The 23,137-nt window shown below is 39.3% G+C and carries 20 protein-coding genes and 1 tRNA gene; 8 read left to right on the top strand and 13 right to left on the bottom strand.

Translation table 11 applies throughout. The annotated features are described in order from the left end of the window. Genes greA through bioA form a run of 4 tightly spaced genes read right to left on the bottom strand, consistent with a single transcriptional unit; the run spans position 1 to position 4,410 of the window. The gene (gene greA, locus NYG85_RS05000; RefSeq protein WP_284937393.1) at positions 1 to 489 is read right to left on the bottom strand and encodes a transcription elongation factor GreA; all 489 of its coding nucleotides are present in this window, start codon (positions 487 to 489) and stop codon (positions 1 to 3) included. After that, entirely contained in the window at positions 486 to 1,520 is a 1,035-nt protein-coding gene (gene lpxB, locus NYG85_RS04995) for a lipid-A-disaccharide synthase (protein WP_284937392.1), read from the bottom strand. The genes greA and lpxB overlap by 4 nt, the downstream gene beginning before the upstream one ends. Positions 1,521 to 1,522: 2 nt before the next feature. Further along, a complete protein-coding gene (locus tag NYG85_RS04990; protein ID WP_284937391.1) occupies positions 1,523 to 3,073 on the bottom strand; it encodes a peptide MFS transporter in 1,551 nt (516 codons plus the stop codon). Further along, complete coding sequence (bioA, locus tag NYG85_RS04985; protein WP_284937390.1) at positions 3,070 to 4,410, bottom strand: adenosylmethionine--8-amino-7-oxononanoate transaminase; 1,341 nt, start codon at positions 4,408 to 4,410, stop codon at positions 3,070 to 3,072. Before bioA ends, NYG85_RS04990 begins: the two co-directional genes overlap by 4 nt. 55 nt (positions 4,411 to 4,465) lie before the next feature. Here bioA and bioD point away from each other — a divergent pair, with 55 nt between their 5' ends. Continuing rightward, on the top strand, positions 4,466 to 5,110 hold the full coding sequence (gene bioD, locus NYG85_RS04980; protein WP_284937389.1) for a dethiobiotin synthase: 645 nt from the start codon (positions 4,466 to 4,468) through the stop codon (positions 5,108 to 5,110). On the opposite strand, the gene NYG85_RS04975 is transcribed toward bioD, so the two are convergent. The 5 genes from NYG85_RS04975 to NYG85_RS04955 form a co-directional block, all read right to left on the bottom strand. After that, positions 5,105 to 6,823: an ATP-binding protein gene (locus tag NYG85_RS04975; RefSeq protein WP_284937388.1), complete on the bottom strand. Its 1,719-nt coding sequence runs from the start codon at positions 6,821 to 6,823 to the stop codon at positions 5,105 to 5,107. The genes bioD and NYG85_RS04975 overlap by 6 nt on opposite strands. Further along, complete coding sequence (locus tag NYG85_RS04970) at positions 6,823 to 8,436, bottom strand: long-chain-fatty-acid--CoA ligase (protein WP_284937387.1); 1,614 nt, start codon at positions 8,434 to 8,436, stop codon at positions 6,823 to 6,825. The genes NYG85_RS04975 and NYG85_RS04970 overlap by 1 nt, the downstream gene beginning before the upstream one ends. A gap of 8 nt (positions 8,437 to 8,444) precedes the next feature. Beyond that, positions 8,445 to 9,701, bottom strand: a complete 1,257-nt coding sequence (locus NYG85_RS04965; protein WP_284937386.1) for an OmpP1/FadL family transporter — start codon at positions 9,699 to 9,701, stop codon at positions 8,445 to 8,447. 67 nt (positions 9,702 to 9,768) lie between these two features. After that, complete coding sequence (gene nfo, locus NYG85_RS04960; RefSeq protein WP_284937385.1) at positions 9,769 to 10,608, bottom strand: deoxyribonuclease IV; 840 nt, start codon at positions 10,606 to 10,608, stop codon at positions 9,769 to 9,771. Further along, positions 10,605 to 11,057 (bottom strand): hypothetical protein, encoded by a 453-nt coding sequence (locus tag NYG85_RS04955; protein ID WP_432264845.1) that lies wholly within the window; start codon positions 11,055 to 11,057, stop codon positions 10,605 to 10,607. The genes nfo and NYG85_RS04955 overlap by 4 nt, the downstream gene beginning before the upstream one ends. A gap of 120 nt (positions 11,058 to 11,177) precedes the next feature. Here NYG85_RS04955 and NYG85_RS04950 point away from each other — a divergent pair. Next, positions 11,178 to 11,252 (top strand) — tRNA-Glu (locus NYG85_RS04950). 99 nt (positions 11,253 to 11,351) lie between these two features. On the opposite strand, the gene purF is transcribed toward NYG85_RS04950, so the two are convergent. Both purF and NYG85_RS04940 read right to left on the bottom strand, forming a co-directional pair. Continuing rightward, positions 11,352 to 12,692: an amidophosphoribosyltransferase gene (purF, locus tag NYG85_RS04945; RefSeq protein WP_284937384.1), complete on the bottom strand. Its 1,341-nt coding sequence runs from the start codon at positions 12,690 to 12,692 to the stop codon at positions 11,352 to 11,354. A 43-nt stretch (positions 12,693 to 12,735) separates the two neighbouring features. Next, positions 12,736 to 13,494, bottom strand: a complete 759-nt coding sequence (locus NYG85_RS04940; RefSeq protein WP_284937383.1) for an exodeoxyribonuclease III — start codon at positions 13,492 to 13,494, stop codon at positions 12,736 to 12,738. Between the two features lie 56 nt (positions 13,495 to 13,550). Between NYG85_RS04940 and NYG85_RS04935 the strand changes: the two genes are divergently transcribed. Together NYG85_RS04935 and NYG85_RS04930 are read left to right on the top strand one after the other, a co-directional pair. Next, positions 13,551 to 13,916: a diacylglycerol kinase gene (locus tag NYG85_RS04935; protein ID WP_284937382.1), complete on the top strand. Its 366-nt coding sequence runs from the start codon at positions 13,551 to 13,553 to the stop codon at positions 13,914 to 13,916. Beyond that, the gene (locus NYG85_RS04930) at positions 13,909 to 14,157 is read left to right on the top strand and encodes a replication/maintenance protein RepL (RefSeq protein ID WP_284937381.1); all 249 of its coding nucleotides are present in this window, start codon (positions 13,909 to 13,911) and stop codon (positions 14,155 to 14,157) included. Before NYG85_RS04935 ends, NYG85_RS04930 begins: the two co-directional genes overlap by 8 nt. Here NYG85_RS04930 and NYG85_RS04925 read toward each other — a convergent pair. Further along, positions 14,132 to 15,949: a menaquinone biosynthesis decarboxylase gene (locus NYG85_RS04925; protein WP_284937380.1), complete on the bottom strand. Its 1,818-nt coding sequence runs from the start codon at positions 15,947 to 15,949 to the stop codon at positions 14,132 to 14,134. The two genes, NYG85_RS04930 and NYG85_RS04925, sit on opposite strands and share 26 nt — an antisense overlap. 94 nt (positions 15,950 to 16,043) lie before the next feature. On the opposite strand from NYG85_RS04925, the gene NYG85_RS04920 reads away from it, so the two are divergent. The 4 genes from NYG85_RS04920 (at position 16,044) to NYG85_RS04905 (ending at position 20,694) form a co-directional block, all read left to right on the top strand. Continuing rightward, positions 16,044 to 16,376 (top strand): hypothetical protein, encoded by a 333-nt coding sequence (locus tag NYG85_RS04920; RefSeq protein ID WP_284937379.1) that lies wholly within the window; start codon positions 16,044 to 16,046, stop codon positions 16,374 to 16,376. Positions 16,377 to 16,390: 14 nt separating this feature from the next. After that, the gene (locus tag NYG85_RS04915; protein WP_284937378.1) at positions 16,391 to 16,933 is read left to right on the top strand and encodes a carboxylesterase family protein; all 543 of its coding nucleotides are present in this window, start codon (positions 16,391 to 16,393) and stop codon (positions 16,931 to 16,933) included. A 213-nt stretch (positions 16,934 to 17,146) separates the two neighbouring features. Continuing rightward, on the top strand, positions 17,147 to 19,441 hold the full coding sequence (locus NYG85_RS04910; protein WP_284937377.1) for a FecR family protein: 2,295 nt from the start codon (positions 17,147 to 17,149) through the stop codon (positions 19,439 to 19,441). Next, a complete protein-coding gene (locus NYG85_RS04905; RefSeq protein WP_284937376.1) occupies positions 19,438 to 20,694 on the top strand; it encodes a surface lipoprotein assembly modifier in 1,257 nt (418 codons plus the stop codon). The genes NYG85_RS04910 and NYG85_RS04905 overlap by 4 nt, the downstream gene beginning before the upstream one ends. Here the strand turns inward: NYG85_RS04905 and NYG85_RS04900 are convergent. Next, positions 20,691 to 23,012, bottom strand: a complete 2,322-nt coding sequence (locus NYG85_RS04900) for an HD domain-containing phosphohydrolase (protein WP_284937375.1) — start codon at positions 23,010 to 23,012, stop codon at positions 20,691 to 20,693. The genes NYG85_RS04905 and NYG85_RS04900 overlap by 4 nt on opposite strands. Positions 23,013 to 23,137 lie beyond the last annotated feature (125 nt).

Raw genomic sequence — 23,137 nt, 5'->3', positions numbered from 1 at the left:
TTAATCCTTGAAATTTATCTCTTTATAGCAAACACTTACGATCTCAACATCGCTAACGCCATTTGGCAGACTAAGTCGCACCTCATCGCCCTCGCTTTTGCCAATTAGCTGCCTTGCAAGTGGCGAATTTATAGAGATTAGCCCGCGCTCTAAATCGCTCTCGCTAATGCCAACAATCGTGTAGGTATGCTCTATTTCAGTTTCAACGTCCATTATCGTTACATTTGAGCCAAAGCGGACCTTGTCGTGCTCGTATTTGCTAGGGTCAATAACCTCTGCGCGTGTTAAAAGCCCTGATAACTCGGCAATCCTAGCGTCAATAAACGCCTGCTTTTCCTTTGCGGCGTGATACTCGGCGTTTTCTTTTAAATCGCCGTAACTTCGCGCGATATCAATCTCTTTAACTATCGCTGGACGCTGATTTTGCTTTAAATCTTTAAGCTCAGCTTCAATTTTTTCATAACCATAAATCGTCATTGGTTCGCTCATTTTATCTCTCCGTTTAAAATTTTTGCTACGTTTTGGCTACTGCCCTGACCTAGATACTCTCTTAGCTCGTTTGCGCCGTTTAAAAATCGCTCTTTGTCGCAATTTTTATAGGCATTTAGTAAATTTTGCCTTGTTACTTGCTCTTGTATAAGCTCGTCGTGAAGGGCGTTTTTACCCATAAAATCAAAGATAATGTTTGCAAGTCCGGCAAATTTTACCTTTACAAGCTTACGCGCTAGCCAAACATCAATGGCTTTTGCCTTATAACAAAGCACAAAAGGCGTGCCAATAAGCGCTGCTTCAAGTGTGGCAGTGCCAGAACAAATAAAGGCAAAATCACTATCAAACAACGCTTTTGGCGTATCATTAACAATCTCAAAATCGCTTACATCGCCGTAAAGTGTGCTAACTTCGTTCATTAAAAATTTTGGCACAACAAGCAGTTTTTTTGCGTCTATCTCTTTTGAAATTTCTTTATAAACTGGCATTAGCCTTGTTATCTCGCTTTTACGAGAACCCGGCAAAAACGCCACCACGCCGTTACTCGTAACACTTTGCTTTTTAAAACCAAGCTCATCAAGCAAGGGATGCCCTACATAAGTAGCGCGGTTATAAAATTTAGCGTCAAACGGCAAAATTGAGGCTAAGCGATCGCAGTATCTCTCAACCTTAGCGACCCTTTTTGGCTTCCACGCCCAAACTTGTGGCAAAATGTAGTAGGTTATGGGCGTTTTTACCCCTGCTTCTTTTATTGCGCGAGCTAGTGGCAGGTTAAAGGCTGGGCTGTCTATTAAAAGCACGGCGTCAGCGTTTTTTGCTAAATTTACCATATCTTTTATTGCCCTTTTTGCCTTAAAAATAAGTGGTAAAACCTCAACAAAACCCATAGCTGAAAATTCCGAGCTTTTCATAAATGGCGTGCCAAAACGCTCATCAAAAATACCCATAATTTGTGCGTTGCTTAGGTGTTTTAAGACCTGCTCTAAATGCAAATTTGCCGATGGTTCAAGAGATGAGATTAAAAGTTTCATTACTATCCATTAATTTTTGGCTGATTATAGCAAATTTTATTTACAAAAAACAGCAATGCCCCACCAAAGGCACAAAGCACAAAAAATAGCATAAAAAACTCATAAAGGCTTGTGATTTGTATGTTAAAAATTTCTGGATAGGCTGATGGCAAGGCGTTTGCCTTTAAAATTTCAAGCTCATTTGCGTCTGCTTTGCCACTTAAAACGGCGTTTAAATCAATGCCAATCTCACGTGCTTTGCTAAATTTATCAGCAGTTGGTGGCATAAGAGCAGCAAGTGTGCCAGAAAGTGCGTAACCAGCGGCATTTGCAAGATAAAAAAGTCCAAACATAAGCCCCAAAATTCGCTTTGGCGAAAATTTTGCAACAAGCGCAAAACCGATTGGCGAGATTAGCATTTCAGCGCAGGTTTGTAAAAAATAAAGCAAAATAAACCACTTTATATCAAGTAAATTTTGCCCTAAATTTTTAACATTAAGGGCGATAATTAGGTAGCTAAATCCCAGCAAAACAAGCCCAAAAGCCTGTTTATCAAGTCCGCTAAAATTTGGTGTTTTAATGTAAATCACGCAAAATACAAACGAAAGCAAAAGCACAAAAAGTGGATTAAACATCGCTATCATCGCTGGTGGGATATTAAAACCAAATAAATTTCTATCCATTTGATTATTTGCAATAAACACAAGCGACGAGCCGGCTTGTTCAAACGTCGCCCAAAAAAATACAATAAAAATCGCACTAGTAAAAATGAGCCAAACGCCCTGTTTTTCGCTTTTACTTAGGCTTTTATCAAGCAAAATATAAACCGCTAAACTAATGCCAAGCGAGTAAATGGCTGGATAAACGTAGCTTTTTATGAAATTATCGCCACTAAATGCCGATAATACGGCAAAAATTACAGCAAAAATCGCCGTGCAAATGATGAAATTTTTAGCGTTAAAATTTATATAAATTTCATCTTTTTTATAGCCCTCATCTTTGCTAAATAAAATAAAAATAATAAGCCCTAAAAGCTGGGCTAAAAATGCTGATAAAAAGCCCCATTTAAAGGCACTTATATCACGAACGCCCCCATTTACAACGTCCCCAAAAAACGGCACGATAAATGAGCCAAGCAAAACGCCAAGATTTAAGAAAAAATAATACGAGCTAAACACGGCATCAACGTTTAAATTTTGCGATTTTATGCCTAAAAGTGCCGTGATACTTGGCTTAAAAAAGCCGTTGCCTAGCATTACAAAAACCGAAGCCAAGAGCGATAAAAACGCACTTTTAACGCCACAAGCTGAGATAAAAAACAAAAGCTGTGAAGCACAAAGCAAGGCACAGCCTAAAATCACGCTTTTGTGATAGCCTAAAATTTTATCAGCGATAAATCCACCAAAAATGGGCGTAAGGTAACTAAACGCCAAAAACGCACCATAATAAATCGCAGCCTGTGCCTCGCTAATGCCCAAAAAATGCACCATAAAAAGGGCGAAAATTGAGCGCATACCATAAAAGCAAAACTTCTCCCACATTTCAGTGCCAAATAGCAGTGCAACTCGCTTCATTTTAGCACCTCATTTATGCTTTTTTTGCAAATTTCTACTGCCTTTTCGCACTCATCAATCGTGATATTTAGCGGTGGGTTAAAATACAAAACATCGCCAAGCGGACGCAGTAAAAGTCCATTTTTTAAGGCGACTTTGTAAATTTCATAGCCCAGCCTAAGCTTAGCGTCAAAACTCTGCTTTTTGCCCTTATCCTTAACTAGCTCAATGGCGTTTATAAGCCCGATACTTCGCACTTCGCCTACAAATTTATGATTACTAAACGCCCTTAATGTTAGCTCGTTTAAAACCTTTGCCGTGTCGTTTGCGATTTTTAGTGCGTTTTGCTCTTTAAAAATTTTCATCACACCAAGCGCAGCCGCGCAACCTAGCGGATTACCAGCGTAAGTGTGCGAGTGCATAAACGCCTTGTGCTCGTTGTAAGGCGCATAAAATGCATCATAAATTTTTTGCGTGGTTGCCACGACTGACATTGGCATATAGCCACCAGTCAGACCCTTTGAAAGCACCATAATATCTGGACTTATCCCAGCTTTTTCACAAGCAAACATAGCCCCAGTTCTGCCAAATCCAGTGGCTATCTCATCAGCGATTAAAATCACGCCGTAAAAGTCGCAAATTTCACGTAGTTTTTTAAGGTAAAGTGGCGGATAAATTCTCATACCAGCAGCACCTTGCAAAAGTGGCTCAATGATAATTGCTGCCGTGTGTTTAGCGTGTTTTTCAAACTCACGCTGTGCATAAATAAAGCACTCACAAGCACAATTATCCCTATTTTTACCAAACTCACAGCGGTAGCAATTTGGTGCTTTTATGCGGATCGTTTTAATTAAAATCGGCTTATAAATTTTGGCATATAAATCCATAGCGCCAACAGATAGCGCCCCCAAAGTTTCGCCGTGATAGCCATCTTCTAGGCACATAAATTTTGTTTTGTGTAAATTGCCAGTTTGCTGATGATACGCAAATGCCATCTTTAAAGCACTCTCAACAGCCGAACTGCCGTTATCTGAGAAGTTAAATTTAGTTAGTCCATTTGGCAAAATTTGGGCTAAATTACTAGCTAAATTTATAGCGCCTTCGTGCGTGAAATTTGCAAAAATAACGTGTTCTAGCTTTGTTAATTGCTCTTTTATGCTCTCATTTATCGTTTCGTTTAGATGACCAAAGAGATTACACCACCACGAGCTAATGATATCAATGTAGGCTTTGTCATTTTTATCGTAAAGATAGACGCCTTTTGCCCTTTTTATCACGATTGGCTTAAAGCTTTCGTAATCGTGCATTTGCGAGCAAGGGTGCCAAATGTGTTTTAAGTCAAGCTCAACTAAATCCATAAAATCCCCCTTAAAAAGCTGTTATTTTAGTATAATTTAGTCAAAAGGAGAAATTTTGAAAATTTTTATAACAGCAACAGGCACGGACGTTGGCAAAACTTACGTTAGTGCCTTAATCGCTAAAAATTTAGCACAAAACGGCGTAAATGTGGGGTATTTTAAGCCACTTGCAAGTGGGAATTTAAAAACGCAAAATGGCGTTTTAATCGCTGATGACGCAAAATTTGTAAGGGATTTTGCAGGGCTTAAAAGCGACATATTTACTATGTTTGGCTACGCTTTTAAAGAGCCCTACTCGCCACATTTAGCCGCCAAAATAGAAAATTTCACGCCAAATAAAGATGAGATAGTAAAAAAGATAACAGAACTTGAAAAGCACTATGAAATTTTAATCATTGAGGGCAGTGGCGGGGTGGTCTGTCCGTTTGGCGAGTTTATGCAAATTGATCTGATAAAAGAGCTAAACTGCGATGTTTTGCTAGTTTCAAGCTCAAATCTTGGAGCTATAAACTCTGCCGTTTTAAGCACGAGCTATCTTAAAAATGAGGGCATAAAAACAAAGGGGATAATACTAAATAATTTTAATGAAAATTTATTAATTCATAGCGATAACGCCGTGATGATAGAGCGTTTGTGTGGTGTGAAAATTCTAGCAAAAGTGGCAAATGAGAGTAAGGAGATTTTGGGGCTAAATTTATAAAAGCCCGACCTTTTTATCATCGCCAAAAGTGCCGTTTAGCTCACGAGTGATAACCGCCTTAAAATCATCAAAACAAAATATCGCATCATCTTTTAGCGCGACTTTTAGGGCTGTGTTTTTCATCACAAGCACGATTTGAGCGCCACTTAGATTAAACTTAGCTAACTCTTCAACGCTAAATCCGTCCTCAAAATCGGCATTTTGTGGTAGCACCTTTCGCCAAATGGCAAGTCTAGCCTTAAAATCTGGCTTTTTAAACTCAATCTTATAATCAAACCGCCTAGAAAAGGCACTATCAAGGCTCTGTAAAAAATTCGTAGTCGCAATTAAAACGCCCTGAAATCTCTCAATCTGCTCTAAAAAGATATTTTGCATTTGATTATGCATCTTATCAGCACCGCTACTGGTTTCAACTCTCGTGCTTAAAAACTGGTCAGCCTCGTTTAAAAGCAAGACCGGCTCGGACTTTGTCTTTTTGCAAATCTCTTTGTAAGTGTCAAAAATTTTTCGCACATTTTGCTCGCTTTCGCCGACATATTTGCTTAAAATTTTTGAGCAATCAAAGCTTAAAACCTGCTTTTTCAGGCTCTTTGCAAGGCTAATTGCCGACATAGTTTTACCAGTGCCAGCCTCGCCATAAAAGATAATCTTAGCGTCAATGCCCTTTCGTGATTTCACGCCCCAGCTATTTAGCCTAGATAGGACTTTTTTATCAACTTGCTTTAAAATTGAATTTAAAAGCTCCTTTGTGTTTTCGTTTAAAACCACGTCGTTTATGTCTGTTGTCGGCTGGATTAGCTCAAAAATTTCTTGCTCTTTTAAGGCATTTTCAATGCTGATTTTTTTATCAAAATTCTTATTTTTTGGATACATTATTGATTGTAAAATTTCATCATTTATGTAAAAACTTCGGCTAATGTTTGAGAAATTATTTAAGACCTCATCATACTCAATAAGCCCATTTTCAAGTAGTTTTGAGCCCTCATCAAGCAAGGCTCTGTTTTTAATCGCCTCAAACTCATCATCGCTAATTAAGGCACAAATCACGCCTAAATCTCTTGCGTTTTCAAAGTCGTTTGCATACTCTTGCTTTAAAAGCAGTAAAAAAATCAGCTGTTCTTTGTCATTTAGGGCGTTTTCTTTAAAAATTTGCTCTATTTTTATCTGAATTTTTGTTAAATTTAACCTATTTTTTATGTAGTTTTCAAGCTCGTTTATCTGTGATTTTATCCGTTTTTTAGCGTCATTTTTGGCTAAAAACATTGAGTTTTTCTCATAAAGCTCAACCCTTAAAAAGCAGTCTTTTAAATACTCTAAATGATCCTCATAGGGCTTAATTTCAGGCAGATTTAGCCCGATATTGCCCTCTTCAAGAATTTTTAAAAAGGCGTTTGAAAGGCTAATTTCTGCGTGAAGTAGCGATAAAAGCGTGGTTTGCGATGATTTTGCTTCGCTTTTAAAGACGCTAAATGAGTGCGTTATCCAGCCATTATCAATTAGCGTTTTTATATCTTTTAAGTGGTTTAAATGCTCTAAATTTTCGCCTTTAAAGACTGCGTTTAAAAGCTCAAAAACGCTTAAAAAGCCAACACCATCAACGTAAGCGCGGCTTAAATGCCTTAGAATTTTAAGCTCGGCTTCGTTTGCGTTTGTTATGGCTGCGATTTTGCTAGATTTTAGCTCATTTTGTAAAAAATCGTAAAGATACTCCACTAAATTTTATCCTTTATCTGCTCTTTTAAAATGCGTTTTAAAACCTTACCAGTGGCATTTCGTGGGAGTGCTTCTGAAAAATAGATATTTTTTGGGATTTTAAAATTTGCAAGGTGCTTTTTAAGGTAGCTCCTAATCTCTTTTTCATCTAAATTTTCGCCCTCTTTAACCTGAATAAACGCCACGACCTCCTCATCAGCGTGCTCATCGGCAATGCCAATCACAGCCGCTGCCTCAACGGCATTTAGCTGATAAATCACCTCTTCAATCTCGCGCGGATAAATGTTTATGCCCTTTGAGATGATTAAGTCCTTTTTTCTATCCACAATGTAAATAAAGCCCTCATCATCAAGTTTGCCTAAATCGCCAGTTTTTAACCAGCCATTTACGATTGTTTCATCATTTGCCATATTATGATATCCACGCATAACGCAGTCGCCCTTAACGATAATCTCGCCGACCTCGCCAAGAGGCAGCTCCATCATCTCGTCGCTTACAATCTTAACCTCATAGCCATCAAGTGGCAGTCCGACGCTTAAAAGCTTTTGCTTATCAAGCAGGTTTGAAGCCACGACTGGCGAGCATTCGCTAAGCCCATAGCCTTCAATTAGCCTTGCACGTGGGAATTTTATCTTAAAGTCATCAATGGTTTGCTGTGCGAGTGGGGCAGCACCGCAGATAAATAGGCGGATATTATTAAACCACTTAAAATACCAAGGAATTTTTGCCTTGCCAATTGCTGTGTAAATGGCTGGGACGCCTAAAAATATGGTCGCTCGTTTTAAGAGTGCCTGTTTTAGGACATTTGAGAATGGAAATACTGATTTTATCAAGATGATTGACGCACCAACGTGCATAGGTAAAATCACCATTGTTGTGAGCGTAAAGCTGTGAAACATCGGTAAAAACACGATAAATCTATCCTTTGCGTTTGCCTTAAAACGCTCGGTTACGCCAATTACGTTTGAGTAGATATTTTTATAGGTTATCATCGCTCCCTTTGGCTTACCAGTCGTGCCAGAAGTGTAGATAATGTGGCACAAATCATCAAGCGTGGCACTTCTAGCACCGCTTAATCTATGTGGGAAGCCAAGTAGCTCATCAAAATTTACGTGGCAGATATCATCATCAACCCCACTGCCAAGATAAAGGCTCTCGCCCTCATCATCAATCTCTCTTTGAAGTGGCGATGAGGCGATAAAACGGCTAGGCACACCGCCAACCCAGATGAAATTTCTAATGCCAGTTTCGTTTAAATTTTTAAGCTCTTTAAAAAGCTGGTTTGAGGCGATTAAAAGCTTTGCGTTACAATCTTTTAAAATGTAGCTAATCTCATCAAATTTTAAAAAGGTATTCATCGGCACCGCAACCGCTCCAAGTGCGACAACAGCGTAATAACTAACGATAAATTCCTGCGAGTTTGTAACCAAAATCGCAACCTTATCGCCAAATTTCACGCCGACACTTTGCAAATACGCTCCAACCTTATCCACGCTTGATTTTAGCGTGGCATAGCTGATTTTTTTATCGGCATCAAAAATTGCAATGGCGTTTAGGTTTTGCTCTGCGATTTTGCTTAAATTTTCATATAAATTTTGATAAGTGTAGTTCATTTTTCTGCCTAGAATTTATACTTTAAACCGCTTGAAATAATCCAAACATTGCCAGTGTCAAACTCGCCTTTTATCTCCTTTGGGGCTGGCACGCCTCTGCTTAAATCAGCGCCTTTAAGCGTTGCTTCGCTCTTTTTTCTATACTGATAAAGTCCGCCGACATTTAGCTCTAAATTTTCAGTAGCTTGGTAGTTTAAACCGAGCGAAAACGCATAAGCTTTGGTGTCAGGCAGGTCAAAACTAGCACTCCTGCTGTCTTTTGCAGCCTTTTCATCATAGACAAAACCGCCCATTATGCGGTATTTTTTGTTTAGATCGTGATTTACGCCAAATCTAAATGTGTTTGTATCCCTGTAATTTCGCTCAACCTTATCATCAAAAAGCCTTTGAAAATAGATAGTTTGTGGCTTGTTGCCAGAGTATTCAAAGTCATAGCCCTTAAAATCCGACCAAAATGTCCGCTCATAGGCAAAAAGCAAGGTCGTGTCGTTTATCTTATAAGATGTGGCTAAAACTAGGGCTGCTGGGAGTGGAATTTTTACGCTCACCGCACCGTCATAAGTGCCAACAAGTGCGTTAAAAGCTGCCCCGCCAGAGATGTGAGCGTCGCCTTTGATACTTAAATCCACTTTTGAGCGATACGTGGCTGCAAATGCTAAATTCTCAGTCGGCTTGTAGCTTAGGGCTAAATTATAGCCATAATCAACGCTATCGCCCTTTAAATGTCGGTCGCCTAGCCCATAGACTTCGGTTACGACCTTACCCTTTGTATAAACGGCTCTAAGTCCCACGCCAACGCCGATTGTATCGCTTAATCTATAAGCCACGCTTGGGTTTAGCTCAACGACTTTAAGCTTAAAAAGCTTACCAGTAAAGGCAGCGTCAGGGTCGTCCCAGCCAATGCCAATGCCAGCTGGCACGGCAAGGCTTAAACCAAATCGCCAGTCCTCATAAAAGCTTGGCGAAACGAAGTGAAATGTGGTCGCCATTGAGTCAAAGTCGGTTGATGTAATCTCTTTGCCGTCGTTTGCTTTAAATTTTAATCTATTAATGTGAAACCACGCCAAATCATTCTCAAAATAGTGTCTATAATCTGGCAAAAAGACCATATTTGCAGGGTTGTAATAAGCAGCATCTGGTCCAAAGCTGGTGGCTACGTTGCTTGAAAGTAGCGACACAGCGTCATTGCTCTGCTCTGGGACTTTGTATCCAGAAGCATTTAGTCCAATAGCCAAAACGGCACAAAGTGAAATTTTCTTTATCATTTATCTTTCCTTTTTGTTTTGTTTAAAATTCACGATTTTAGCAAGTTTTTTTAAAAATACAAAATTTTTATTCAAACGAGCGTAAAAGCGCGATCTCATCAGCCCAAATACTCTCATCAATCGTTTCAAGAATGAGCGGAATTTGTGCCGTTCGCTCATCTTTAATAATGTGGCTAAATGCCTCTAAACCAAGATGACCTTTGCCGATACTTTCGTGGCGGTCTTTGCGTGAGTTTAGCCCAAATTTCGTGTCATTTAGGTGCATTGCCATTAAAAATTCACGCCCAATCACAGCGTCAAACTCGCTCATCGTTTTAGCATAGCTTTTTGCGTCCCTAAAATCGTAACCAGCAGCAAAAAGGTGACAGGTGTCAATGCAAACGCCAATGCGACTTTTGTCATTTACTTTATCAATTAAATATGCAATTTGAGAAAATTCATAGCCTAAATTTGAGCCTTGACCGGCGGTGTTTTCAATGACAAGCTTAACGCCGTTTGTGCGTTTTAGCGCGGTATTTAGGCTATCTGCTATCAAATCAAGACAGGCGGTTTTATCTATCTCATTTAGGTGTGAGCCGGGGTGAAAATTTAAAAGCTCTAAGCCAAGCAGACTAACTCTATTAATCTCATCAATAAAGGCGTTTAAGGACTGCTCCCTTTTAATCTCATCAAAATGCCCTAAATTTATAAGATAGCTATCGTGTGGTAGGATATGTTTTGGGCTGATTTTGGCAATCTCGCAGTTTAATTTGAAATTTTTAATGCTCTCATCGCTAAGCGGTTTTGCACTCCATTGGCGTTGATTTTTCACAAACAACGCAAAGGCGTTTGCTCCGATTTTTTGGGCATTTAGCGGTGCATTTTCTACCCCACCGCTAGCACTTACGTGGGCTCCTATGTATCTCATTTTTGCTCTTTTAAAATAATTTTTACGTTTTTATCTTTAAATTTTAGGTCGTTTTTGCAAACTTCATAGCTAATTTCTTTGTAATTTTGACTAAATCCGCACTCGGTTTTTTCTAAATTTACGCCGTTAAAAAGCGGTTTTTTAAGCAAAATATCGCTTAAAATTTCATCATAATATGGCTGTTTAAAAAATTTGGCATTAAAGTCGGATTTGCTAAAACAGCCACGATTTATGCAGATATTGTTTGAAATTTTTATCTCTGCTACGATTAAAGCAAGGTTGTAAATTTGCAAACTAATATCATTTTTATACTCGTGCATAAAGCCAAAATCAGAAATTTTAATCATCGGCGAAACGAGCGTAACGTGGTAGCCTTTTGAGCTTTGTGGCGACTTTAAAGAACAGCCAAAAAGCAAGAAAAAAAGCGGTAAAAATAGAAATTTTTTCAAAAATTGTCCTAAAATTTAATGAATTTTTGAGATTTTAGCAATAATTTTTAAATTTTTTGCTTAATTTAAATAAATTTTAAGCGTTCGTGTATTATAATCCAGCTTTCAAACCGACCGAGTGGCCCATTCGTCTAGCGGTTAGGACATCGCCCTTTCACGGCGGTAACACGAGTTCGAGTCTCGTATGGGTCACCACTACTTTTAAATCCCAAAATTTTCACTTATCAGTTTTTTTACAACACTTTAAAAAGTAAATTTTTTCTATAAGAATTTCAAGGGGCAAAAGCCCCAAAATTATTTTATGAAATAATCGCCATCAAAGCTAACAAGCGAGTAGTTTCGCTCATTGCCAAGTGCAGTTTTTAGCTCATCAATGCTTAAAAATTCCAAGCTATCAGCACCGATATACTCACGCACCTGCTCTACATTTTTATTTGCAGAGATTAGCTCAGCAAAGCTTGGCGTGTCTATGCCGTAGCGTTCTGGGAATTTTAGCTCTGGACAAGCGACCCTAAAATGCACCTTATTAACACCAGCGTGGCGTAAAAGCTCCACGATTTTTTTGCTAGTCGTGCCACGGACGATGCTGTCATCTACCACAACCACGCTCTTGCCCTTTAAGACGCTTGACATTGGATTTAGTTTTAGCTTGACCTTTAAATTTCGTAGCTCCTGTGTCGGCTCAATAAACGTCCTGCCAACGTAGTGATTTCTCACAATCGCCGCCTCAAAAGGCAGTCCGCTCTGCTTAGCATAGCCAAGCGCAGCCGCTACTCCGCTATCTGGCACTGGGATTACAAAATCAGCCTCTATTTTGCTTTTTTGAGCCAAAACTCGCCCCATATTTTGCCTAATTTCATAGACATTTTTACCCTCAATCACGCTATCTGGACGCGCAAAATAGATATACTCAAAGGCACAAATTCGTGGGTCTGGGGTGAAAATTTGCTCACTTCTTATCTCGTTGCTACCACGCTCAAAAATGACCATTTCGCCCGGATTTATATCTCTAATAAACTCAGCCTCCACCAAATCAAAGGCACAAGTTTCGCTAGCTACGATATATCCGCCATCTTTTAAACGCCCAAGCGAGAGCGGTCTAACGCCGTATCTATCCCTAATCGCAAAGGTTTTATGTCTTGATTGGATTAAAAGGCAGTAAGCACCCAAAACCTTGCTGAGTGCGTAGATTATGCGTTCTTTTAGGCTTTTGCTCTTGTGTTGTGCGATTAGATGAACGATATTTTCAGTATCCATATTTGACCCAAAAATCGCGCCCTCTTCAATAAGTGCATCCCTTACCTCGTCTTTATTTACAAAATTGCCGTTATGAACGACTGAGATTGAGCCTAATGCGTAGTTTGCAGTTACTGGCTGTGCGTCAAGAAGTGAGTCACTGCCAGCCGTGGCGTAGCGGTTGTGTCCGATTGCCATATCGCCCTTTAAAACGTCAAAACTATCCTTACCAAAGACCTCAGTTACAAGCCCTCTGTCTTTAATCGTGCGAATTTTGCCATTTTCATCACAGGCACTAATACCACTTGCTTCTTGACCCCTGTGTTGCATAGCAAATAACGCATAATAGGCTGTTTTAGCCGCATCTTTTGAGTTTATCACACCCACAATCGCACACATTTTTTCTCCTTTAAACAAAAAGTGCAATTTTACTAAAATTAGTTTAAATTTCTATTTCAATCCCAACTGGGCAGTGATCACTACCTAAAATTTCAGGCATTATAAATGCGTTTTTTAGCCGATTTTTAAGCCCATTTGAGATGAAAAAATAATCAATCCTCCAGCCGACATTTTTAGCCCTTGCATTAAATCGGTAGCTCCACCACGAGTAAGCGTCCGTTTTTTGCGGATAAAAGTGCCTAAATGTGTCAATAAATCCGTGCGATAAAAGCTCATCTATCCACGCTCTCTCAATCGCTAAAAATCCGCTAGTTTTGGCATTTGCCTTTGGATTTTTTAAATCAATCTCGGTGTGTGCTGTATTTACATCGCCACAGATTATAATCTCCTTACCGCTTTTTAAAATTTCATCGCAATATGCCAAAAATGCCTTATAAAACGCCATTTTGTAAGCCAAACGCTCATCATCTTTTTGCCCATTTGGAAAGTAGATGTTAAAAAGCACGACATCGCCAAAATGGTGCTCTAAAACCCTGCCCTCACTATCATCAAAAAACTGCCCTTTGTGCGTTGTCATCTGAAATTTAGCTAAGCTCATCACGCCAGAATACCCAGCTCTAAGCCCTGAGTTTAGGCTAATCTCATTAAAACCGAGCTTATAAATTTCGCTTGGCACGTCAGCTTCTTTGACCTTTATCTCTTGAAGAGCCAAAAAATCGGGCTTTGCTTCACTAAGCCACGCAAAACCATCTTTATTAGCAACAGCCCTAAGTCCATTGACATTCCAGCTTATTAGTTTCATTTTAATCCTTTTTTGGCTAAAATTATAAGAAAATTTTCTAAATTTAAGGGCATTTTGTGCGAAATCAACCAAAATATCACTTTTTAAAAAACTGGGGTTATGCTATTAAAGGTTTTGCTGAAATTTACAAAAACGAGCAGAGTTTTAGGCTTGAAATTCTTACTTTTACGCCACTTTCAATATCGCTTTTCTTTTTTGATTTTGGCTATGTTTTAAACATTTTTCTGATTTTTTCAATGGCTTTTGTGCTTGTTGTTGAGTGTTTAAATTCGGCGATTGAGCGAGCTGTGGATTTAGCAAGCACCGATTTTCACGCTCTTGCAGGTGCTGCAAAAGACGCAGGCAGTGCTGCTGTGATGATAGCAAATATCATTACGGCGTCGCTTTGGTGCTTTGCTATATTTGGTAAGTTTTATGAGTGAGCTTGAAAGGGCGATTTTTGGGGCGTTGCTTGGGGATAAAAAGGTAGCCGTGATTGAGTTTATCGCAAAAAATGCAAACAAAAATGGCTTTTTAAATTTTACAATTGATGAAATTTCAAAAGAGCTAAAAATTAGCAAACCAACGGCGATTGCAACGTTTAAAATGCTACAAAACGCCGGAGTTTTAAAACGCATAAAAAATGGCGTTTATGAGCTTAGCCAAAAATCTCAAATTTACTAAACAACTCAGGCTCGTTTTTTACCACGCCTTTTTTGATTAGCTCATCAACGACCGCTTTGGTGCAGTCAGTCTGCTTTGGCCACTCTCTATTAAAGCCATCAATCCTGCCCTTAATACTTGCATCAACCAAAACTCGCCCATCTTTTACGTAAATATCACGGAGCGCGTCAATGTGATTTACCAAACGCCAAATTAGCATATAAAGGTTATTAAGTTGCACCTTTTCGCCGTTACATTCGCTAAAAAATATTAGAATTTTAAAATGCTCTTTAAACTCTAAAATTTCTCTAAAAATCTCATCTGCTCTGCGATTTTTTGAAATTTTAACCACGCAAACTGGGCTTTTTGTATCGGTTTTATATTGTTGAAGCCCCAAAATTTCATCACTTTTTGCCCTAAATTTTTCTAAAAGTAGCTCATCGCTTAAAATTTCAGGCACAAACTCGCAAAAATCAGCCGTAGCGTCAATGCCGAGCTTACCGCCAAAACAAGCATTAGGCGAGGCGTGATCAAGCTGGTCGCAAACCCCCTCGCTAATAAGCATAGACTTAGTCCCAAAGCGGTTTAAAACGTAGCTTGAAATAGCGTCAAAATCGCCTAAACTCGGAGCATTTTCATCAACAAAAATGGCGTGTTTTACAAAGCTCATCTGCCCCACGCCCCAAAATGCGTGCATTGCTTGTTTTGCGTGAGCTGGGTAAAGCACGTTTAATTTTGCCAAAATTAGGTTGTGAAAGACGCCATTTTCAGGCATATTATAATCAACTAGCTCAGGCACACTGGTGCGAAGCAGTGGCAAGAAAATTCGCTCGGTTGCGTGTCCCATAAATTTATCTTCAAGTGGCGGTTTGCCAACGACCGTGGCTGCAAAAATCGGCTCTTTTTTATGAGTGATCGCCGTTACGTCCATAACTGGAAACGGCAAAATCGGCGTATAAAAGCCAGTGTGATCGCCAAAAGGACCTTCAAGCTCAAATTTAGCAGTATCAACAAAGCCCTCAATGACAAAATCAGCGTCGTGCGGGACGTAAATGTCGTTTGTGAGCGATTTTACAAGCTTTGCAGGGCTTTTTCTAATAAAGCCATAAAGCAAAAGCTCAAAAATACCCTTTGGCAGTGGCGCCTGAGCGCACCAAATGTAAAGCGGGTCGCCACCGATTGCTACTGAAACTGGCATTTTTAGCCCAGCCTTTTTATACTCGTTAAAGAAATTTGCGCCGTCTTTGTGGATTTGCCAGTGCATACCAAGGCGGTTTTTGTCATAAATTTGAAGCCTATACATACCTAAATTTTGCAAATTCCCGTCAAGACTTTGAGTATAAACCTGCCCCATTGTGATAAACGCACCGCCGTCAAGCTCCCACGTTTTAAGCGCTGGCAGATCAAGCAAATTAACGCTCTCACCAAGATTTATAACCTCCTGACACGCCCCACGTCCGCTTAGTTTTTTGGTAAAAATTTTACGCATACTAAATAGATAGCCTAAAAAATCAATCTTTTCTTTAAAATTTTGTGGCTTTTTTGGCTTTAAAAGTGCTTCAATTTCGCCTGCTATCTCATCAGGCTTTTTGCCTAAAATTAGCTCCGTGGCGCGAAATGAGCCAAAGATATTTGTTAAAACCGGCGGATATTTTTTGCCATTTTTATCAACCACATTTTTAAATAAAAGTGCTTTGCTATTGGCCTTTTTAACCTCAATGTAACTTGCGTGAGCAATCTCTAAATCAATGTCAGTTGGCTCATTAATCTCTCTTAAAAGCCCATTTTGGCGTAAAATTTCTATGTAGTTCATCAACTAATCCTTAAATTTTTGTATGATTATAATCAAATTTTCTTTTTCTTAACAAAAAAGTTATAAAATCGCTAAAAATTTTAAAGGACAAATAATGTTTAAAAAATTACTTTTAACCACGCTCTTGGCAAATTTTGCATTTTGTGCACAAAGTGCCAATGTTACGGCTGTTGGCAAGGTCTTCTCTAACGGCTTAAAGCTTGATGAGATAATCATAAAATATGACGCCCCGCTTGATGATAAATCAGCAATTTCGTGCGATTTTAAGGTAAGTGATGAAAACGGCGAAAGAGCGATAAAAGATATGAAAGTAGCTAATGATAGCGTGATTTTAACGCTTAAAGAGTTATCCTTAGTTGATAGCTCGGTCGCCCCAATAATTAATGAGTTCAGGCAAGAAATTTCACGAGCAACGGCATTAGCCTAAACTACAACCTTTTTGTGCCAAAGGATTATGATAAAAACAAAAGCTATCCGCTAATTTTGTTTATGCACGACGCTGGGGTAGTTTCGCCAGATATTAACGCAACGCTATTTCAGGGGCTTGGAGCGGTAAAATTTGCAAGTGATGAGTGGCAAAAGGACAATCCAAGCTTCGTTTTAGCGCCACAATTTGACAGGGTCATCGTTGATGATAATTTTAACACCAGCAAAGCCCTTGACGTGGTCGTAGAGCTAATAAAATCGCTTCAAAATAGATTTAACATAAACGAAAATAGAATTTACAACACCGGTCAGTCAATGGGTGCGATGAGCTCGCTTGCGCTTGACGTAAAATATCCAAATCTATTTGCTGCTTCTTATATTTTGGCTGCAAAATGGGATACGCAAATTTATAAAAACGTGGCAAATCAAAACCTTTTCATTGCCGTTTCAGACGGCGATACGAGTGCAAGAAATAGTATGCAAGAGCTTGTTAAAAAGATAGAGAGCTTGGGTGTTTGCGTCAAACAGGCTAAATTTAACGTAGATGAAAAAATTTAGCAAATAAAAAGATAGATGAGCTAATAAACAACGACTGCCACGTGTATCTAACTATTTTTGACGGCGGTTCTCATCGCCACACTTGGCTACACGCCTATGAGCTAAATAGTGCGTTAAAATGGGTATTTACTCGCACGAAGTAAAGATAATCTTTTATCAAAAATTAACCTAAATTTCACTAAAATGGGCTAAATTTTTAACAAGGAATTTTTCGTGATTAGGTTAATTTTTGCCCTATTTGGGCTGTGTGCGTGGCTTTTTGGTAGTGTTGGCTCTATCGTTTCACTTGACGGAGAGGCAAAAATCATAAGAGATAATCAAGAGATAAAGGCGATAAACGGCATAGAGCTTGAAGAAAAAGATATCATCTCAACAAATGCAAAATCAATCGCAAAAATCGTATTTAACGACAAAACAATCATCACGCTAGGCTATAATTCAACGATAAATATCAAGGATTACGTATTTGATGAGAAAGCCCCAAAAGCAGAGTTTGAGATCGCAACAGGTGCATTTCACGCTATCACTGGGCAAATTGGCAAGATAAATCCAAACAGATTTAAGCTAAAAACAAAAACAGCGTTGATTGGTATTAGAGGGACTGAATTTTTAGGCGATGATAGCGTGGTTATTTGCACGAAAGGCGCGATTTTTATTGAGTCAAACGGCGTAAAAGTAGAGGTAAAACAGGGCAACTACTCTCAAACCACGCAAAATCAACCGCCAACACCAGCAAAGGCGGCCACCGAGCAGGTTTTGGGCGGATTTTTATCAAAAACTGGAATTTCAGCAATTACTAGCATTAGCGTTTTAAGCGAACAAAAAAGCGGTGGCAGCGGTGCTGAGAGTAGCTCATCTCAAAGCCAAAACAGCGTAAATAGCACACCGCAAAACGCAGAGCAAAGCCAAAATTCAGGGCAAAGCCAAAACTCACAGCAAAACAGCCTTAGTGCTGATAATGCGAATTCTTGGGGTTACTGGGCAGTTTTAGCCAACGCCGAAGCCACAAAACAGGCACAAATTAACGCCCAAAACGAGATAACAAATGCGAAAAATACACCTGAACCAAATCCAGCACCAAATCCGACACCAGCACCAAATCCGACACCAACACCAACACCGACGCCTACGCCACCAGTAAATCCAAATCCGACGCCGACACCAAATCCACCGGTAAATCCGACACCAACGCCAACACCGCCAAGTCAGAGTCAAGAGCCAAGATTAAAGCCGACTTTTGATGTTGGCTCAACATATATCCAAAAGCTAAAAAAACTAGCCGATGAAAGTCCAGACGGCACGATAAAATTAAGCGGTATGTTTAAGGATACAAACAGCAAAATCAAAAATGGCTTTATTGATTTAACGATAAAATTTAACGGCGAGACACCACAAATAATAGACGGCAAATACTTCTTTGCTGACCCTAGCACGACTGGCGGTTTTGGCGAGAATTTAAACGGACAAATCGCCCAAGTAGTAGGCTCATCGCCTGATACAGCGACGTTTGAGATAAACTCTCCAATCAGACTTCAAGGCACATTTGATGAGAGCTCAATTGACGCTGGGGTCGTGATAGACGGCATTGAATACGGCGGATTTATAAAGAGCAAAAACGGCGTTAGCTTCTGGCTTGACACAAACGACGCCTTTAATAACACAGCCATATCAAACTACACGCCAACTGGGACGCTCTCATTTTTTGAGACTGCCGATTCACTTGCTAATCTAATAAAAAGACTAAATGTCAGCGACACAAGCACACTTATCGCTTTTGATAATAATATGCAAATTACCGACTTTGGCGGACTAGATTTAACTGGGGCGACGATTGAAAATTTAAGTATCTCAATCGGCTTTGGTGCCACACCACAAACACAAACGCAATATAAAATCACACTGGCTGACGGCAAAATTTTTAGAGATACAATCATAACATCAGGCCCATCAGCATTAGTAAATGGACAAATAATAATAGAGGGCAACACCTTTAAAATCACAAGCCCAAAAACAACAATCATCGGAGAATTTTTAGGCAACAAACGCACAATTGACGGCTTAAAAGGCACGATAGAGATAAACGACCAAGGCTACACGCTAAAAGGCAATATCTCAGACAACGCCGATATCATCTCATACGTTCGCCAAATCATAGACGCACAGCAAAACACCCTGCTATCATTTAGCGGAGCGGTAAATAACGTAACCGAAAATGGAGCTGCCGTAACAAACAACGCAAGTTCAATCAGATTTGACGTAAATTTTGGCAACGAAAGGGCTAGTGTGCAAAATGGCGTGCTAAATTTCAAATACGATGGCAGCGATATAACGCGAAATTTCAGCGGTGGCAGCGTGAGTGCAAGTGGGATTGAGATCTCAAACAGCAATGACCAAATCAGCGGTAAATTTATAGGCACTAGCACACAAATTGACGCCATAAAAGGCACGGCACAAACGATTGAAAACGCAAAATCAATAAAAGGCGACTTTAACGCTCAAAGACAATGAAAAAGCTGATTTTTATCTGCCTTGTGGCTCAAATTTTAACTGCAAACGAGCCACAAGAGCTAGAATTTTCAAACGAATATGAAAAGCTAAACGAACAGCTAAAAAATTCGCCTTTAAACGACGCTGACACCTTTAAATACGCAAGAAGTGCGGACAAGCTAGGCAAATACAAAGAGGCGTTAAATGCCTACGCATTTTTGCTTAAAAAAGAGCCAAACAACGACAGATTAAAGCTTGAAATCGCTCAAATTTTAGAAAAAATCGGCAACACAAGCGAGGCCGCTACCCTTTATAGCGAGGTCTTAAAAAACCCAAATCTACCAAACGAAGTAAGAATAAACATAAATTTAAAGCTATCCGCACTAAGTAGGCAAAAAAGTCCGCACAGCCTTGGCGGGCTGCTTGGGCTCGGATATGGCTTTGATAGCAATGCAAATAACGCAGCCACCGCTGATTATATCTATTTTGGGATAAGCAAACACAAAAACGAGAGAAAAAGCGACCACCTAAACGAAGCATTTAGCGCGCTAAATCACAGCTATAAATTTAGCGACACGCTCACGCTAGATAACCAAATAGTTGGCTTTACGCAAAACTACCGCAAGTTAAAAGAGAACGACGTGGGGCTTTTGCTCTTTGGCTCTGGGCTTACTAATTACGGCGACAAATATAAATTTTATGGTGGCGTGGAGGCAAATAGAATTTGGCTTGATGATAGCGGTTATCTAAATACCTACTCTTTGCTTTTTAAGCTTGATTATAAAATAAATGAAAAAATCATCAGCAAAAGCAAACTAAGAGTGTCAAAAAAGAGCTTTATAAGCTCAGATGATAAATACAAAGATGCCCTAAACTACGCACTTGAAACGGCACTAGGATATGATAGCGACACCTTTGGTGTAACGACACTTGGGCTATTTTTTAGCCGTGAGAATAAATTAAAAGGTAAGGCTCATCCAAACGTGGATTATGGCTCACTTGGCGTAAAACTTCAAAATTTATACCAAATCACGCCAAAAACCACGCTAATTACTTCGGCTGAGTATCACAACGAGCGATACAAGGCGGAGAATTTCTTATACGACACAAAGCGTAAAAATGACAAAACCGCCTACGAAGCCGGACTAATGCATAATCTTGGCAAAAATTTCGCACTTGGGCTAAATTTTCGCTACACAGATGTAAAATCAAATCAAAGCCTGTATGAATACAAAAAATACACGTTCAAAACAAATCTGTATTATAGCTTTTAAAACTCATCAACCTGCTCTGGCGACAGCTCGTCTTTTACATACTCCCTTAGGGCGTCGCTTGATTTAAAAAATTCAAGCATTTGCTTATCTATCTCATTTCTATCAGCCATCGCATCAAGTATGCTAAACGCCTCTGAAAGCTTCATCGCACCCTTATATGGGCGTGAGTGAGATGTCAGTGCCTCAAAAATATCAGCTAGAATCATTATTCTATCTTCAAGCGTCAAATCAGCCTCGCCTAGCCCACGTGGATAGCCCTTGCCGTTTAGCTTTTCGTGATGATTTACAGCGATATGAAAGACGTTTTGGTATTTTTTAGGAAACGGCAGGACTTTTAGCATATCTATGCTAAGCTGGGCGTGCGAATTCATCACGTCCTTCTCCTCTTTTGTGAGTGTGCCTTTTTCTATTAGCAGATTATACCGCTCTTGCTCTGAGAGCAGATATGCCTTTATGCCCTCTCTCATATATGTGTATTTTGACATTAAAATTATGCGTTTTGTATCCTCAACTCGCATAAACTCAGAGCCTTTATTTACCTTTTGGATAAATTTCATATCATCATCAAGCTCTTTTATATCAGCGTCAAACTGCTCTTTTGAAATTTCGTTTTTTAAAAACAAAATCTCCTTATCTCGTTTAATGATTTCAAGCCTATCCTTAATCAGCTCAATGCCGTCAATTACCCTTTGAAGCTTGGTTGCTTTATCCATTATCGTTTCAGGCATTGAAATTTTGCCTATATCGTGAAGCTTGGCAGCTAGCTCTATTTCATCCATATCGGCTTTTGAGTAGGTTACATCTTTATAAATTGTCTTGTCGTTGCTAATTGATTTTGCGATTAATGGGGCAAGTTTTGCCATTTTTGTAATGTGATTTATCGTGTGTTTTGACTTTGCATCAATCGCACTTGCTATGGTTGAAACAAAGGCATTTAAGAACTCTTCAAGGCTTAAAATCAGCTGGGTTGTCGTTAGCACCATACCAGCTTGGCGTGAGAAAATTCTAGCGATTTTTTCATCAGTTTTGTTATAAATTGTCGCCTTGTTTTTACTTGAAATTTTATTTATCAGCTGAATTACACCAATAACTTCGTTTTCGTGATTTACCAGCGGTATTGTTAGCATTGATGATGAGTTGTAACCGTATTTTTTATCAAATGCCCTAACGCCCTCAAAGTCATACTCATTTGAGCCATAAACATCAGAGATATTTATCACTCGGTTTTCAAGGGCTGAAATTGAGGCTATCATAGCGTGATTTGGCGTGCCATCATCTGTGTAAAGTGGCAGAGAATCCCAGAGCTTTTCGCCATTGTGTCCGCTTAAATTTATGCCTAAACTCTCATTTTCAATGACCTTAAAATCAAGGAATTTTTTATCCGGCGAAATCATATAAAGTGTGCCGCCGTCGCTGTGAGTAAGCTCTCTTGTGTAGGTTAAAATCATCTGCAAAATTTTATCAAAATCCTCTTCATCGGCTAGCTCTAAATTGATATTTAAAATTTTCTCAAATTGTGCCTGTGCCGATGTGAAGGGCTTAACGACGCCTTTTTTGACATTTATCTCATCGCCGTCTTCTAAAATTTTATCATTTGCCCCCAAAAGCTCTTTTAGCTCGTGCCTAATCTCATCTAAATATATCGGTTTTATGTGATAGATAAATAGATTAACCTTGCGGTTTAAGCCCAAAACTAGGCTAGTTAAAAGCTCTGGCGTAAGGTGTGAGCTTGACTTTGCAAGTGCGCCTAGGCGGTTTGAAAACGAGCATTCAACGATTAAAGAACTCACGCTTAAATCATCATTTATGGCGCGAACTAGCTCATCATTTAAATACGTATCGCCACTAATTATGTAGCTAATCTCGCCGTCGCTGACCTTGTAACCAAACGAGCCTTTCGTGTGATTTGCAAAAATCGGCGTGATAAAAAGTCCGTCAAAATTTAGCGTATCAGATTGTGAAATTTCGCAAAAACTAAGCGAAATTTCTCCATTTGGTAGTCTTATTTTTGAAAAATCAGGCCAAATTTCATCGTTAAAAACGTGCGTTTTTATCGCATTTATCGTATCTTTTGAGCCGTAAATCATAAGCGTTTCTTGGCGTTGCTCAAAAAATCCGTCAATTAAAAACGGCAAATCAGTAATGTGGTCAGCGTGTGCGTGAGTGATAAAAATGTGATTTATCTCAACCGCCTCATCGCCGATAGCCTTTATGACATTACCAGCATCAATCAAAACACTTTGACTTATCCTAAAACACGTTGAGCTTGACCCCTGCGTTCTGCTGCCGCCAGAGCCTAAAATTTTGATATTCTCCATAAAAAACCTTTAAAAAACTGCCCTATTTTACAAAAAATCAAATAAAATTTTAGTTAGTTTAGAAATTTTAGAATATAACGCATAAAAACCAGCCATTTACAATGGTGGATTTTGAGGTATTTTAC

It is taken from the genome of Campylobacter gastrosuis (assembly GCF_030249845.1).
In the GTDB taxonomy this organism is placed as follows: Bacteria; Campylobacterota; Campylobacteria; order Campylobacterales; family Campylobacteraceae; genus Campylobacter_A; species Campylobacter_A gastrosuis.
The sequence above is the reverse complement of the archived record's forward strand: the minus strand, read 5'-3'. Positions and strand labels throughout refer to the sequence as shown.